Here is a 15,067-nt window from a genome sequence, read left to right as displayed (position 1 = left end):
GTCGCCGCGGCGGTTACCGCAGCGGGACGCGCTTGGGTATCCTGTCCGCTTTATCGCCCGGAGAACCTCATGCACAACGTTCTGATCGTCGGCGCCTCGCGCGGCATCGGCCTGGGACTGGCGGATGCCTTCCTGCAACGCGGCGCACAGGTATTCGCCGTCGCCCGGCGACCGCAAGGCTCTCCCGGGCTACAGGCACTGGCGGAGCGGGCCGGGGAGCGCTTGCAAGCGGTGACCGGCGACCTCAACCAACACGATTGCGCCGAACGCATTGGCGAGATGCTGGGCGAGCGGCGGATCGATCGCCTGATCGTCAACGCCGGCATCTACGGCCCGCAGCAACAGGATGTGGCGGAAATCGACGCCGAGCAGACCGCCCAGCTATTCCTGACCAACGCCATCGCGCCGCTGCGCCTGGCCAGGGCACTGTCCGGCCGGGTTAGCCGGGGTGGCGTGGTGGCGTTCATGAGTTCGCAGATGGCCAGCCTGGCGCTGGGCCTGTCGGCCACGATGCCGCTCTACGGCGCCAGCAAGGCGGCGCTGAACAGCCTGGTACGCAGCTGGGAGGGCGAGTTCGAGGAGTTGCCGTTCAGCCTGTTGCTCCTGCATCCCGGCTGGGTGCGTACCGAAATGGGCGGCGACAGCGCGCCGCTGAGCGTCGAGGAAAGCGCCGCCGGACTGGTCGCGGCGGTGGAGGATGCCGCGGGCGTGAATGCCTGTCGCTTCGTCGATTATCGGAACCAGCCGCTGCCCTGGTGAAGCGGGCCGATCCGTCAGGGCATCCGGCAATAGCCCTCGGCCGCATACCTGATGAGGTCGGCATCGCGCTTGATGCCGAGCTTCTTCATGGCACTGACCTTCTGCGTACTGATGGTCTGCACGCTGCGATGCGAGCGCTCGGCGATTTCGGTGATGGTCAGTCCGGAGCCGAACAGACGGACGATTTCCGCCTCCCGGGGCGTCAGCCGTTCGTTGTGCGAGGAAAGCACCTGGTTGACGAAGATGTCCCTGATCGACGGCGAGAAATACTGGTTTCGCGAATAGGCCGCGCTCACCGCCGCCAGCAGGTGACTGGTCGAGTCGGACTTGCTGAGGATGCAATTGATACCCTGCTTGAGAATGGCCCGGATAAGGCCCGGATTGTTCAGCATGGTAAAGACAACCAATTGCAGATGCGGATAACGTCGCCGCAGCAATGACAACAATGCCAGTCCATCGCCATATTTCCCGCCCGGCATCGTATAGTCGACGATAACGACATCGCAGTCGCCTTCGTCGAGCCGGCCGATCAACTCGGTAGAATTGGAAACTTGACCGAGCATCTCCAAAGAACCGCACTGACTCAGTTCGTAGGAAATACCCAGCGAAATGGCGGGATGATCATCCGCAACCATTACGCGAATGCGATGTAGGGACATCCTTGCGTCTCCTTAAGCGGTACACGGCAGGCGAAAGCGTTACCAGGAAACCTGTGGTCTCGGTCATGCCTGCCGCAGGCAGGCGGCCGCCGCTCGGCCGGCAAGGAGGAAAGCGCGGTCCGGAATCCGCCGACGCCACTGCCCCGGTTCAAAGTGAACATGTGTATTTTCTAGTGAAACCGACGATATTTAATATAGTAAAACTACTATTTTTTCGCCTCGTAAACTAACAACAAAGACACTTGAAACAGCCCCCGAAAAACGTCTACGTAGACACTTATGAAAAACGATGAAATACGAAACGGACAAGCCAGAGCAGCAAAAAGTTTGAAAAAAGAGTTCCGCGACAAGCTGAAACTATCGCCTGGAAAATAGCGTTCGTTTATTTGCGCGAAATCCTACCGAGGAAACTTGCATATCCCTCAGAAAGCCTTCGCCCATACGCAATATCGGTATTCCGTGTGCGGGAATGGCATGTGCGCACGAGACCCAGGACGAGCAGCGGAGCGATATGCAGAGCGCCTTCGGCGATCTGCAACCACTGGAGGTGAGGGGCCGAGCCTTCGCGAGGGCTGGCGCGAAAGCGGCCGACGGCGCTTCCCGAGGCGGGGCGGGAAACGCCGGGGAAAGAGCGGCGGCGCCGCTCAGGGGAAGGTAAACGTGAACTCGGCGGCGCCGTCGGCGACCCCGGCCTTCAATTCGCCCTCCGCGCCGATACGGATGTAGGCGGCACTCAGCGGGAGGTCGGCGCTGTCGCCGACACGCCGCATCGGGTAGGGCGTGCCGTCGAAACGTATCCGCTGCTGGTCCAGGCCGTTCTTCACGACGATGCCGAACCCCGCCGCGCCGCCGCTCTTCAAGCTGAGGATCGTCGGGTCCGCTTGCTGCGCCGAGACATACTTGTCGCGGAAAGCGATTTCCGGCTTGGCCAGCGCCGCACACTCGCTGAGAGAGATATCGAAGGAGCGCTCCGTGGAGGTGTCGTTGACCCGCGGGAAGTTCTTCAACGCGACGCTACCCAGTTTGACGTTGATTTCCCGTCCCACCTCGACCTTGCATTTCTTCGGGATCGGCGGCGGCGGGGGACCGCCGCCGATCCCGATGGAGGCCGGGCCGATCAGCGAATAGGGCTTTCGGCAAACCCCGGTGGGGTAGTTGTCCGCAGGCACCGCCAGGACGCTGCCGATGGACGCTTCGCCCTTCAGCCTGTCCACCGCCCAGAGATTCAGGGTGGCGCTGCCGGATACGCTGGTTACCTTCAGGTCGCCGGCAGGCAACTCGCCGGGGTCGACCGTCAGGACCAGTTCCTGTAGGTAGTCGCTGGTCGTGCTTCCGGAAAAGCTCGTGACTCGCTTGTCCAGCGCATGGGGCTGGTTGTCGACCGGAATCACCCGCTTGACGCCGTCCTGGGCATCCACCGAGATCCGATAGCCGATGCCTTTGACGTCGGACGCCACCGTGCCGTAAGGCCCCGGAAAGCCCACCCCGGACCAGTTCCCCCCGATGACCAGCTCATGCGCCTCCTGGGAAGCCTGGGGCTTGTAGTTCAGGAACAGGCTCACCGGCCTGGCGAACAGCACCGTGCCTTTCGCCGTGCCGCTGGTCAGCTCGTTCACCACACGCCAGGGCAAGCCTTTGCCATTGCCGAACGAGCAGTTCAGGGCGACCTCGTTCAGGGCCCAGGCCTGGCCGCCGGTCAGGCAGCAGAGGCCGAGAACGAGCGCCTGCCGAGCCTGCGCGCCAGGCCGGCGGCGCAGGGAAACGCGGCCGGGAAATAACCTCATGCTCATGGAACTCTCCAAGATTGCGCCTGCGGAAGAGGGCCACACTCCAGGCGAGAGCGGCCCCGGCCGGGAAGGGAGGTCCGCCAGGGACCTCCCCTGCCGGCCTTACCAGATGTTGCCGTAGTCGATACCGGCAGGCGGCAGGAGCGCCGCCTCGCCGATCACGTAGTTGCCGCCCAGGACCCCATGGTTCTCGCCGACCTGCGCACCGTAGATCTGGCCGTAATGGGACTGAGGCTTGAAGTCGATCTTGCCGCTGACGCCGGAGTACTCGATCGATCCCAGGTTGACGCCGGCCAGCCCGCCCATGGAGACGTAGTAGTCGCCACTGACGGTGCCTTCCGACATGGACGAAACGATGCGTCCCTGGATCTGGTTCTCGCCGACCAGGCCGCCGATGCGGCTGCGCCCGCCGCTGTTGACGGTACTGCTGCTGCGCGCCGACAGGATCGAACCGGCGTTGCTGCCGACCAGGCCGCCAACCGACGCACTCGCAGCGGCGCTGACCCTGCCGCTGGCATCCACGTTGACCAGTTCGCCGCCGTTGTGGCCGACGAGCCCGCCCACCAGACTGTTGAACCCGCCGCTCACGTCGCCGCGCGAGATCGCATGGGCGACGGAACCGCCGAGGTTGTGTCCAATCAGCCCGCCGACGCGACTGTTGCTGCCGCCGCTGACCTTGCCCGTCGCCTCGGCGGTCTCGATGGCGCTCTGGCTATTGTTGCCGACCAGCCCGCCCAGATCCGCGCCGCCCTGGTCCGTGACGCTGCCGCTGGCTTTCAGGTTTCCGAGCATGCCGTTGCCTTCTGCCTTGCCGATCAGCCCGCCGGTCGCCAGGCCGCCCTTGCTGTACACCGACCCGCTCGCCTGCGAGCGGAATATCTCGCCGCCGGAACTCAGGCCGACCAGCCCGCCGGTATTCCCCGCGCCGCCGGCCTCCACCTGGCCGCTGGCGCTACTATCGGAGACGTGGCCGAACATGTTGTAGCCGACCAGGCCGCCGACGTTCAGGCCGGGCCGGTAGGTCTCGACCTTCCCCTGGCTGCCGGACGCCCTGATCGTGGCCTTCGCATTCAGTCCGACCAGGCCGCCGACGCCGCCCAGGCTGTTGCGCTCGGTGGACTGTGCAGCCACATGGACGTTGCTGTGGGCGTTCTCGATGACCGCCTCCGGCCCCCAGGCGGTGGTGAAGTTCTCCCCCACCAGACCGCCGACCGCCGTGCTCGCCGCATAACCGGTGACGCCGCCGCTGACGGATGCGTTCGTGATCTGCCCGTTGATATTGCGCCCGACCAGGCCGCCCAGTGCGTTGGAGCGCAGTCGGCTGCCGACGACCGAGACCCCGCTGGCGCTGACGTTGGCGATACGCCCGCTGTTGATCCCGACCAGGGCGCCGAGCGAAGACGGACCGGAGCCGTAGGTGTTATCGGATACCCGCAGGTTGTTCAGTTTCAGGTTGCTCAGGGTGCCCGAGGAGCGGGCGAACAGCCCGACATTCGGCCCGGTGTTGCTGATCGAGAGATTGCCGATGCTGTTGCCGAGACCGTCCAGGGTGCCGCTGAAGACGCCGGCGGGCCCGCCGATGGACTGCAGTGCCGTGCAGTAATAGCTGCCGCCCAGGATATTGCCGCCGAGCACGTACAGGCCGTCCAGGTTCTTGTTGATCGCCTGCAACTGCGCCAGGTTCTGCACCACCGTGTAGTAATAGCCACCGGAGACGTAGGTCGCGTTGGCCCCGGCCAGGGAGACCGACGCCGTGCCGTTCACCCGGTGGCCTTCGCCGGCATCCATGGCCAGCGCGCTGCCAGCCCCGCCGAGAACGATCTTGTCATTGATATCGATAGCGCCTTCGGCCTTCAGCTCCAGCCCAGCCTTGGCGCCACTGGCATTCAGCCTGCCATTCAGCGTCAGGTCGGCCGCGGAGCCCAGCCCCAGCCGGTTGCCCGATGCCCAGCTCACCGAGCCGTCGAGGTCCAGGTCGCCCTTGGTCGAAACCAGTTCGATATTGGTGCTCGCCAGGTTCCGCGACAGGGTGTCGGCATGAACGGTGACGCCATCCGACACCGCCGACGGGCGCACGTCGATCTTGTCGGCGGCAATCTTCCAGGTGCCGTTGAGGCCATTGCTGGCGAGCGTGTTCACCTGGGTGCCCAGGGCCACTTCCACCGCCTGCCCCCGGACCTCGACCGTGCCGCCGTGCCCTGGTCCGTTCAGCGCATTGGCGGACAAGGCTCCTCCCACCATGACCTTGCCGTCCGGGCCGCCATCGAGCACGATCCGCCCGTTACTGCCGCGCAGCGAGCGGGCCTCGATGGCACCCTGGGTGTTCACCACCGTGTTGAGCAGCGCATTGGCGGTCCTGGCCGCCATCAGGACTCGCCCCCCGTCGGCCTTGAGCAGGCCGCCGTTGCTTGCCAGCGCATTGGCGACCCCGGCGTCGACGCGGATGTCGAGCAGCTTGTTGCCGTCGAAATTCAGCGTCAGGTCGCTGCCCGCGCCGAGCCCGACACCGCCCATCTGCGCCAGGACCGTCCCGCGGTTGTCGACCTGCGCGCCCAGCAGGGCGATGCTGCCGCCTTCTGCCGCGGTGATGGCGCCCCCGTGGTTGAGGACACCGTTGGTAGAGGGCCCCGTGAAACGGTATCTGGAGGAGTTGCCGTTGAACTCGGCATCCGTGATGTCCAGCGTGGAAGCCACCAGGCCGCCGACATTGACCTGGGCGCCGCGACCGAAGAGCACGCCGTTGGGGTTGACCAGGAAGACCTGGCCGTTGGCATCGATCCGACCCTGGATATCGCTGGCCTTGGTGCCGATCACCCGATTCAGGGCGATCGAGCTACTGCTCGGCTGGTTGAAGATCACCCGCTCGCCGGCGGCAACGCTGAAGGAATCCCAGTTGGCGATGAGCTTGTCGACCTTCTGGTTGACCGACAGGCTGTTGCCGCCCGACAGGTGTATCTCCCCGTTCGCGCTCCCGCCGACCACCGTTCCCCCGCTTGGCAGCGCATAGGCCGGAGCCAGGGCCGTGGCGCCCAGCAGGGCCAGGGCGGAGGCGATCGCCGCCTTGGCGCCGGCGGGCTTGCCGCGCCTGCGACTGCCTTCGCTGACGACGTTCCAGCAGCCCTGGGATACGTTCCAGACCAGTGCATAGCATTTGTTCATGTGCTTCCTTCCTCCAGTGAAACCCCGCGACCTATTCGCAGGGCCGTGCTACGGCAGGAGCCCAACTCCCCGGGCCCTGCCGAACTCCTACGGGTATCTCTCTGCCGGCGCGTCGCCGCGCTCGATCTGGCCGTCATCCCCCACCGCATCGAAATGGACCCGCGCCGCCTCGCCGGGCACGGCCGGCAGACTCAACGGGGTAAGGGCGAAAGGCGGCAGGGTGACGCTGCCGAGGGACATGGCGAGGTCGCCCTCGCCCAGCTCCAGGCGCACCAGGGAAACGTGATAGGGACTGCGGTTGTCCGCCTCCAGCAGCGCCCGCTGCCCCGGCCGTACCGCCGGACGCAGGCGCCAGACGACCTGGCGCGCGGCGGCTCGCGGATCGCCGGCCAGACCCTGCGGACGGAACAGGAGCTTCATCCGCAGGCGGTAGCTCACCAGCAGCAGGTTGCCGCTGCCGTCCTCCCGCCCCGGCACCTCCAGCAGGTTGACCCAGAACAGCGATTCCCGGTCGTCCGGCAGCGGCTCGCCGGTATGGCGAAGCTGGAGCGCCTGGGTCTCCTGCGGGTCCATACGCAACAGCGGCGGCGACAGGATGAACGGCACCGTGACAGCGCTCGGGTCCGCCGTCTCGTCGCCGCGATCGAGCCAGGCCTGGACCAGGGCCGGGCGCGTCCCGACGTTACCGACGCGGATCGTCAGCGCGGAAACGCCCGCCGGATAGATGAAACGGGTCCCGATCACGGACAGCGAGGCGGAGGCATCGGCCACCAGCGCCACCAGCAGGACCCAGGCCGTGCCGCATCGTCCCAGGCCGACGCCGGTCACAGCGTGCGCTCCCGGTCGGCGGCCGACGCCGGGCGACATGCCAGTTGCAGGACGGGAGGCGTCGTCTCGCGCGGGCCCAGCGCATAGTCGACCAGGCACTGCTGCTGCGGCTCGTTGCCCCAGCGCACCCGAACCGAGCCGCGATCCTGCTCGACCCGCAGCACCAGGCGGCTGCCCTGGCCGACGGCGCCCACCGACTGCCCGCTGTGGGCATCGAGCACTTCCGCGGCGAACGGCAGGGGCTCGCCGCTGGGCATCCGGCTATCCACTAGCAAGGGCCTTGCCACCCGCGTCGGATAGTCGAGGCGCACCACCGCTCCGGCGGTGGGCGCCACGTTGCGCGAACTGGACCTCAGTTCGATCTCGTCGGCCATGCCGTTGGGGTCGAGGTCGACGCTGTTCAACTGGTAGGGCAGCAGGTTGGGAATCACCGCATAGCCGTGGCGGTCGATCCGGCTTCCCGCGTAGCCGGCAGCCGCGCCCCTGGCATTTGGCGCGTGGACCAGGCCGATCGTCTCGCCCAGGGTTTGTGCCGCGGTGATCCCGCCGCTGTGCGCGACCAGGCCCCCCGCGGCCTTGACCGACAACTGCCGATAGCCAGGTCCCTGCGAGAGGCTGGAGCCGAGTTCGACCTGCGGCAGTCGATAGTCGAGGCTGGCGCTCTTCGAGGTCTGCCGGCTGTCGCGGTCATGGGAGGCCGACAGCGAGTAGGAGGCCTCGCCACGCTTGCCCAGCATGCCGGAAACCCCGCTGGTGAGCTGGGTTCCGCTGTTGCTGTCGCGGGTCAGGTAGCTGCTCAGGGTCGGCGACCCGCGTCCCGCGCCGCCGAGCGGAATGGACAGGTTCAGGCTGAACAGCGTGCTGGTCTCGCCGCGCCTGTCACCGCTGGAAAAGCCTTCGTAGTGGCTGCGCAGGCGTTGCGCGGAAATGGAGTAGCTGAGGTCGCGCCACTGGTTGCTGTAGCCGACGGAGAAGTTGACCGCCCGCCCGCCGCCGCTCCAGTAGCGCTGCGAGGAGCCGTTCAGGTACAGGTTGCCGCCGTTGCCCAGTTGCTGGCTGATGTTGGCGTCGAGACGATTGCGCAAGCGCGAGAACGACTCCAGCGGCTCGCCTCGCTCTACCCGGTCCTGCATGAAGGCCGCGTCGCGCAGGCCGAGATAGCCGCCGGTGGAGTAGCGATAGGCGAGCAGCGAAAAGTTGGTGCCGGTGTTCGGCAGGTTCTTGCTGTAGGCGAGGCGGTAACTGGAGCCGCTAAGGCGGTCGCCGCCGGGAACCTCGGTACGCGCCAGCGTCACGTCACCGGAGAATCCGCCCACCGGCGTGTTCAGCGCCGCGCCCATCAATCCGGACATGTAGCTGCCGGTGAAGGCCCCGCCCGCGTATGCGGTGACGTCGTTGCCCAGGCCGCGCTGGTAGACGCCCTGCAGCATGTTCGGCCGACGCTCCAGGCTGGGATCATTGAGCCGCCCGGCCGTCAGGCTGTAGCGCGTGGTTCCGGGGCGCAGCAGTTGCACGGTGGTGGCGAACGGCACGATGAAACTGCGGACTTCCCCGCTGGCTTCGGTCACCCGCACTTCCAGGTCCCCGCCATAGCTGGCGGTCTGCAGTTCGTCGAGAGCGAACGCCCCGGGTGCCACCGTGGTTTCGTAGATGAGGTAGCCGCGCTGGTAGACCGATACCCGCGCATTGGTACTGGCGGTCCCACGGACCACCGGAGCGTAGTAGCGCAGCGAATCCGGCAGCATCCGGTCATCGCTGGAAAGCTGCACTCCACGGAAGGACACCGCATCGAAGAACTCGCTGCTGGTGGAGTTTTCTCCCAGCAATAACTGCGCACGCCAGGCCGGCAGGTCGGTCTGCACATAGGTTGCGCTACGCTGGTAATGGCTGCCCATGCGGCGCGACCAGGTGGCCGTGCCGTTGTGGCGCAGGCGCGCCCGCCCGAAATTGAAGCCGGCGTTCATCCCGGCATAGCCGCTGGTGGCGCTCCTGCCGTGGTTTTCCCTGACGTGGAGATTGCTGTTGTAGTTGAGCAAGGCGGCGGAAATGCCGCTGTCCCAGCTCGCCGGATCGACATAGGTCTTCGAAGAATCCAGGCTCAGGTAATAGCTGGGCACCGAGACATAGACCGACTGCTCGGCGATATCGAGCTTGACCCGGGCCCCCGGCACATAGCGCTCGAGCGGGTCGCAGTGCAAACCTTCGGGCAGAGGATCGCGAGCCGAGGAACGGTCCTGGCCACGCGCGCTCTTCTCCAGGTCGATGCCCGCCCGCTCCAGCAGGCCCCGGTCGTAGCAGAAGACCGCGCTTTCCCGCCCCGGCTGGCGGCGCAGCTCGACTTCCTCGACGCCACGCCATCGGCTGTTGAGCAGCAGGTCGAGGCGATAGCGGCCTGGCTCGATGACGTCGCCGCGCTCGAAACGCGACGTATCGATCGAGCGTCCGCCCGGCCCCAGGGCCAGCATCTGCGCGTCGAAGACGATCCGCCGCGACGGTGCGTCCAACCCGCCGGCCGGTGACGCAACGGCCACCGCGGGCGCCTGCGGCTGTTTCGCCGGTGCTCCCGCCCTGGCCTCCTTCGCTTTCGCCCCGGCTACGCCGGCGGCGCCGACGGAGGACCAGGACTGGCAGGAGGACAGCGAAGGAAACAGTGCCAGCAGACAGGCGAATCGCAGGGAACGAACGGCGATCCCTCCCTGTATCGCCATTCGCAACAGGGCGACCTGCCCACCGTAAGCGGGAGCGGACAAGCACCTATGAAGAGAAACTTTGGGCATATGTAATCCCTGCAGCGATTTTAAAATCGCCGCTCATATGTCGGGCCGTAAGTAGAAAGCGGGGAAACGGAGGGGTTATTTGCCGAGTGCCCTATCGAGGGTATTGCGGCCACCGTAATCGTTGATGACTTCGTATCTGACGGAAGCGGCTTCCATGTTCTTCGGATTTCCCTGCCAGTCGAACTCCTTCGTCGAGAATGGCGCGACCATTCCCTTTCCCACGGACATGACACGGCCATCGACAATCAATTCGACGCTGGCGAACGAAACGTAGTAAGGCGTCGGATTATTTACCTGTACTACGGTCTTTTTTCCTGCTCCCCCTGACTCCAGAAACTTCCATTGAAGTTTCCCGGCAGCCGAATCGACACTCTTCAACTGGCTGGGTCGAAAGAAGAGTTTGAAGCGCGAACGAAAGGAAAACTGCAATGCATTGTTTTCGTCTTCGTCCCTGGGCGGAACTTCCAGGATATTCAGCCAGAACAGCGATTCGCGATCCGTCGGCAACGGGGCCTTCAGGTAGGCGATGCGCAATACGGCGCCGCCATTGGGGTCCACTCGCGTCACGGCCGGCGTGACACTGAAGGGAACCTGCAGTTCCTCGGGGGGAACGTCCTGCCGGCCATCGTCGATCCAGGCTTGCGCCAGCACGGGAGTGCCGGAGGTATTGCTGACCCGCAAGGTGACCTCGCGCTCGCTGGCCGGAAAGACGACGCGAGTGCCCTGTGCGATCAGCCCGGCGTGAGCCGTTCCGACGCACAGGGCGATGGCCACGGCGCTTGCCGCCACGAAAGAATGAAAACGATGCATTAGCGGCGCCATGGCCTCACCTCTTCGTCCGTCGACCGCCGCTTACTCGTACGCCAGGAGGTAGCGGATATGGGACAGGCCGGTACCCGCGATCACGGTCTTCTCGGTGGACACATAGGAGGCCTTGTACTTCAGGGTCGCCGTGTTCTTGTCGATGGTTGCCTTCTGCGGGGCGGCCTCGACCAAGCCCAGCGGGATCTTCGTGGTGTTGGCCGCCGAATTGTTGAAGATCTGGATCTGCACGCCCTTGGCTTTCGACGGCCCCATCAGCATCAGGTTGCCGCTGATACGGTCGACGTTGGTGACCGTATCGAAGGCGATGGAAACCTTCTTGTCATTGGTGCAGCCGGCACCGGAGAGGACCAGGTCGAACTCCTGGAAAGTGGAGTTGGTTCCGACGGCGGTGAAATGGGTCGGCGCCACGATACCCAGGTCGACGTTGGTGACGTTGCCCGCACCCGGCGCCTGACCGTTGATATCGCACGCGACGTCGGTGATGTTGCCCGAGAAGTTGACGATCCCATCGACCGCATGGGCCACGGGGGACATCAGCGCGAGAAGGGTGCCCGACGCAACGAGGGGCGCAAGAATTGCACGTTTGAACTTGTTCATCTGATTTCCTTTGGAGTTGTGGAACATCCTGGCTGCTCCCTGAAGAGCCGATGCAGTACGAACCGGCCAAGGTAGCCAAGCCTTTGCGCGCAACCGGGACGGCCGCCTAGAGCGCCTCCGACCATTACGCGACAGCCGAAGATTGCGCCCTGATAAACGCAGACCCAAATACTAGAAAGAAAGACAGGATTTAAAAATAATAATCATACGAAAACATATGTAGTCCATTTCCGATAACAGCCAATAGGTACATAAGAATACATTCAGAAAATACTTATAGAAGAACAGGAACCCATTAACTAAAAAACAAAAAAAGAAGAAACGAAAACTCATCTAAGACTTCATCTTCGATAACTTTCCCTTCGCCGCTCCGTACTATTTCCGTGGCATATCGACCTATCAACCATCCGGTCGATATCGGGATACTCGAAGACAGGCCAGCATGGGTTTCCCACGACGAGGAGAACCCTATGTCCGCCCACTCGCATTCCGGATGGATCACCGTCGGCGCCCTGGCCGACGGCTTCGCCCCGGACAACCACGTCCTTCCCGCCTGCGGCGATCTCGCCGGGCTCGAACGGGTCCTGCACTTCGCCAACGGCTGGGTCATCGAACATGCCTTCGACTCGCAGCGCCTGCGCTGGCGCCTGGCCGACGGCAGTGCCAGCGGCGAGTCGGACTACCGCGCCAGTTCACTGCGGGAAAACCTTTACCTGGTGGATTTCCTCAAGCAGGAAAACGGCCGGCCGGTCTCGGTCAGCCTGGTGCTGGACTTCGACAACCAGGCGTTCACCGCGGTGCTCGGCCATCTGCCCGACCGCACGGCCTGCGAACAGGGTCTGTTCTCCCGGGCCCTGGCCGGCCGGGAACTGACCGGCGTGAAGGCCGAGTTCCTGCATGGCAGCCTCGACCGCCCGTGGCAGCCCGACGCCTGCCCGCACGTCCCCAGCGACGAGTTGGTCGGCTTGCGCAACCGCTACGTCTACAGCGCCAGCGAGGCCTACGAACACGTCTACCTCAATCCCGCCTTCTACACCTGGCAATGCCTGCGCGGCGCCGAGCGAGGGCTGGCCGATACCGACCGCTGCCACTGCTACCGACTGGCCGAACGCCTGTACCTGTTCGTCTGGCGCGAGAAGATCGTGCCGACCCTCGGCGTGCTGCTGATCGACCTGGAAGCCGGGCGCACCGACGGCAAGATCTTCGGCTACCAGGACGACGACTTCGCCACCCCGGTTAACTTCCCGGTCGGCGCCCTGGCCCAGGTGCTCACCCAGACCCGCCACGACCTGTGAGGACGCCCATGGACACCACCTTCGGCCTCGACCTGGCCCGCGTCGAAGCGCTGTTCAAGCGCGAGCTGCGACGCTTCGACGAACTGCATCCGCGCTCCGCCCAGGCCTACCGGGAAAACCGCCGCCACTGGCTGTACGGCGCACCGTTGCACTGGATGCAACAGTGGCCGGGCAACTGCCCGCTGCTGGTGAAGGAGGCCCAGGGCGCGCGCGTCACCGACATCGACGGCCAGCAGTACGTCGACTTCGCCCTCGGCGATAGCGGCGCCATGTTCGGCCACGCCCAACCGGCGGTGGCCGACGCCATCGCCCGCCAGGCGCGGCGCGGCTCGACCCTGATGCTGCCGACCGAGGACAGCCTGTGGGTCGGCGCCGAACTGGCGCGGCGCTTCGGCCTGCCCTATTGGCAGGTGACCACCTCGGCCACCGACGCCAACCGTTTCGTCCTGCGCCTGTGCCGGATGCTCAGCGGACGTGACAAGGTGGTGGTGTTCAACTGCAACTACCACGGCAGCGTCGACGAATCGCAGGTGGAATTCGACGCCGCCGGGCGCATGGTTCCGCGCGCGGGCGTTCACCCCAATGGCGTACGCCACGACGCCACCACCCGCCTGGTGGAGTTCAACGACCTCGACGCGCTGGAGGCCGCCCTCGCCCATGGCGACGTCGCCGCGGTGCTCACCGAACCCTTCATGACCAACGTCGGCATGGTCCCGCCGGCCGAAGGCTTCCACGCCGGCCTGCGCGAACTGACCCGCCGCCACGACGTGGCGCTGATCATCGACGAGACCCACACCATCTCCTGCGGTCCCGCCGGCTATAGCGGCGCGCATGGCCTCGAGCCGGACTTCTTCGTCCTCGGCAAATGCATCGCCGGCGGCATTCCCAGCGCCGTCTGGGGATGCAGCCAGGCGCAGGCGGAGCGGATCTGGGCGGTACTGCCGCACTTCCGACCGGGGCAGGCGATCAACCATTTCGGCTTTGGCGGCACCCTGGCCGGCAACGCGCTGCAACTGGCGGCGATGCGCGCGACCTTCGCCGAAGTGATGACGGAGGACGCCTATCGGCACATGTTCCAGCTCGCCGCGCAGCTCGAGGCGGGCGTCCGCGCGACGCTCGAGGAACTGCGCCTGCCCTGGCACGTGACGCGCATCGGCGCGCGCGTCGAGTACCTGTTCATGACCCACGCCCCGCGCAACGGCGGCGAGGCCCACCACGCACGCAACGGCCTGGTCGAGGCCTGCCTGCACCTCTACCTGCTCAACCGCGGCGTGCTCTTGACGCCATTCCACAACATGGCGCTGACCTGCCCGGCGACCCGCGCGGAGGACGTCGAACTGCACGACCGCCTGCTCCGCGATTGCCTGGGCGAACTGCTGGAGCGCCCATCGTGAGGCGCTTGGAGAACCGCGTCGCACTGGTCACCGGCGCCGGCCAGGGCATCGGCCGGGCCATCGCCGAATGCTTCGCCGCCGAAGGCGCCAGGGTTCTGCTGGCGACGCGTACCGCCAGCCGCGGCCAGGCCGTCCTGGAGGCGATCCGCCTGGGCGGAGGCACGGCCGAACTGCTGGCCGTCGACCTGAGCGAGTACGACGCCGCGAGACGAGCGGTGAGCGCGACCCTGGAGCGCTTCGGCCAGTTGGACATCCTCCTGCACAACGCCGCTGCCTTTCCCCAGTGCGCCCTCGCGGAACTGGACGAAGGCACCCTGGAACGGACCCTGGCGGTGAACCTGAAAAGCTGCTTCCGGCTGACCCAGGCCGCCCTTCCCGCCCTGCGCCGCAGCGTGGCCGGGCGCGTCCTGGTGACCTCCTCGGTGACCGGCCCGCGCACGGCGATCCCTGGACTCTCGCACTATGCGGCGAGCAAGGCCGGGGTCAACGGTTTCATCCGCGCCGCCGCGCTGGAGCTGGCCGGCGACGGCATCACCGTCAACGGCGTCGAGCCCGGCCTGGTCGCGACTCCGGCGCTGGGCAGCCTCGGCGACGCCGCCGCGCTGGCCGCGCACATCCCCCTCGGGCGTGTCGGCCAGCCGCTGGACATCGCCCAAGCCATGCTCTTCCTCGCCTCCGACGAGGCGAGCTACATCACCGGGCAGACCCTGGTTGTGGATGGCGGCGCGTTGCTGCCGGAGAACGGCGGGCTGGCCTGAAGCCGCTGGCGTTCGCCCTCTCCCTCCAGAGAGAGCGCCTTCCGACGTATCCGGCAAACACTTCCGCCGGCTCCGGTAGGGCGAATAACCGCTCGCGGTTATCCGCCAGGCGAGGTCCGGCATCTCGCTGAACATCCCGGCAGGCCTCGATGCAGCCGCCCCCAACTGGCGCTCGCCCTACCCCACGGACAAGGGCCGACCATTTGCCGGGCGATTATCGAAAGCCCCT

General features: G+C 65.8%; 11 protein-coding genes. 4 read left to right on the top strand and 7 right to left on the bottom strand.

What is annotated here, in order from left to right:
* Window positions 1–69: 69 nt before the first annotated feature.
* A complete protein-coding gene (locus tag LE197_RS33485) occupies window positions 70–759 on the top strand; it encodes an SDR family oxidoreductase (protein ID WP_003113039.1) in 690 nt (229 codons plus the stop codon).
* A 14-nt stretch (window positions 760–773) separates the two neighbouring features.
* On the opposite strand, the gene LE197_RS33480 is transcribed toward LE197_RS33485, so the two are convergent.
* The 7 genes from LE197_RS33480 to LE197_RS33450 all read right to left on the bottom strand — a co-directional run bounded on the left by LE197_RS33480 (window position 774) and on the right by LE197_RS33450 (window position 11,391).
* On the bottom strand, window positions 774–1,418 hold the full coding sequence (locus tag LE197_RS33480) for a response regulator transcription factor (RefSeq protein WP_003093364.1): 645 nt from the start codon (window positions 1,416–1,418) through the stop codon (window positions 774–776).
* Between the two features lie 644 nt (window positions 1,419–2,062).
* Window positions 2,063–3,208 carry a fimbrial protein gene (locus LE197_RS33475; RefSeq protein ID WP_003158814.1) on the bottom strand — a complete coding sequence of 382 codons (1,146 nt, stop codon included), beginning with the start codon at window positions 3,206–3,208 and terminating at the stop codon, window positions 2,063–2,065.
* Window positions 3,209–3,307: 99 nt separating this feature from the next.
* On the bottom strand, window positions 3,308–6,364 hold the full coding sequence (locus LE197_RS33470) for a GLUG motif-containing protein (protein ID WP_033983477.1): 3,057 nt from the start codon (window positions 6,362–6,364) through the stop codon (window positions 3,308–3,310).
* A gap of 87 nt (window positions 6,365–6,451) precedes the next feature.
* On the bottom strand, window positions 6,452–7,192 hold the full coding sequence (locus tag LE197_RS33465; protein ID WP_012613602.1) for a molecular chaperone: 741 nt from the start codon (window positions 7,190–7,192) through the stop codon (window positions 6,452–6,454).
* Window positions 7,189–9,723 (bottom strand): fimbrial biogenesis outer membrane usher protein CupB3, encoded by a 2,535-nt coding sequence (gene cupB3 / locus LE197_RS33460; RefSeq protein ID WP_073666643.1) that lies wholly within the window; start codon window positions 9,721–9,723, stop codon window positions 7,189–7,191. The genes LE197_RS33465 and cupB3 overlap by 4 nt, the downstream gene beginning before the upstream one ends.
* A gap of 321 nt (window positions 9,724–10,044) precedes the next feature.
* A complete protein-coding gene (cupB2, locus tag LE197_RS33455; RefSeq protein ID WP_003161710.1) occupies window positions 10,045–10,791 on the bottom strand; it encodes a molecular chaperone CupB2 in 747 nt (248 codons plus the stop codon).
* Window positions 10,792–10,821: 30 nt separating this feature from the next.
* A complete protein-coding gene (locus LE197_RS33450; protein ID WP_003111034.1) occupies window positions 10,822–11,391 on the bottom strand; it encodes a fimbrial protein in 570 nt (189 codons plus the stop codon).
* A gap of 470 nt (window positions 11,392–11,861) precedes the next feature.
* Here LE197_RS33450 and LE197_RS33445 point away from each other — a divergent pair, with 470 nt between their 5' ends.
* The 3 genes from LE197_RS33445 to LE197_RS33435 are packed head-to-tail and all read left to right on the top strand — an operon-like array spanning window position 11,862 to window position 14,838.
* Entirely contained in the window at window positions 11,862–12,686 is an 825-nt protein-coding gene (locus tag LE197_RS33445; protein ID WP_058180986.1) for a molybdenum cofactor biosynthesis F family protein, read from the top strand.
* An 8-nt stretch (window positions 12,687–12,694) separates the two neighbouring features.
* Complete coding sequence (locus LE197_RS33440; protein ID WP_003093384.1) at window positions 12,695–14,080, top strand: aspartate aminotransferase family protein; 1,386 nt, start codon at window positions 12,695–12,697, stop codon at window positions 14,078–14,080.
* Window positions 14,077–14,838, top strand: coding sequence for an SDR family oxidoreductase (locus tag LE197_RS33435; protein ID WP_023088060.1), 762 nt, complete (start codon window positions 14,077–14,079; stop codon window positions 14,836–14,838). Before LE197_RS33440 ends, LE197_RS33435 begins: the two co-directional genes overlap by 4 nt.
* The last annotated feature ends 229 nt before the right edge of the window (window positions 14,839–15,067 follow it).

Origin of the sequence: Pseudomonas sp. PS1(2021) (assembly GCF_020405165.1) — a bacterium.
Taxonomy (GTDB): Bacteria; Pseudomonadota; Gammaproteobacteria; order Pseudomonadales; family Pseudomonadaceae; genus Pseudomonas; species Pseudomonas aeruginosa.
Note: the sequence above shows the minus strand (reverse complement) of the source record. Positions and strands in the feature narration are given on the sequence as shown.

Coding starts and splice junctions, on each gene's coding strand:
- LE197_RS33485 (WP_003113039.1), top strand. CDS start 70: ATGCACAACGTTCTGATCGTCGGCGCCTCGCGCGGCATCGGCCTGGGA.
- LE197_RS33480 (WP_003093364.1), bottom strand. CDS start 1,418: ATGTCCCTACATCGCATTCGCGTAATGGTTGCGGATGATCATCCCGCC.
- LE197_RS33475 (WP_003158814.1), bottom strand. CDS start 3,208: ATGAGCATGAGGTTATTTCCCGGCCGCGTTTCCCTGCGCCGCCGGCCT.
- LE197_RS33470 (WP_033983477.1), bottom strand. CDS start 6,364: ATGAACAAATGCTATGCACTGGTCTGGAACGTATCCCAGGGCTGCTGG.
- cupB2 (WP_003161710.1), bottom strand. CDS start 10,791: ATGGCGCCGCTAATGCATCGTTTTCATTCTTTCGTGGCGGCAAGCGCC.
- LE197_RS33450 (WP_003111034.1), bottom strand. CDS start 11,391: ATGAACAAGTTCAAACGTGCAATTCTTGCGCCCCTCGTTGCGTCGGGC.
- LE197_RS33445 (WP_058180986.1), top strand. CDS start 11,862: ATGTCCGCCCACTCGCATTCCGGATGGATCACCGTCGGCGCCCTGGCC.
- LE197_RS33440 (WP_003093384.1), top strand. CDS start 12,695: ATGGACACCACCTTCGGCCTCGACCTGGCCCGCGTCGAAGCGCTGTTC.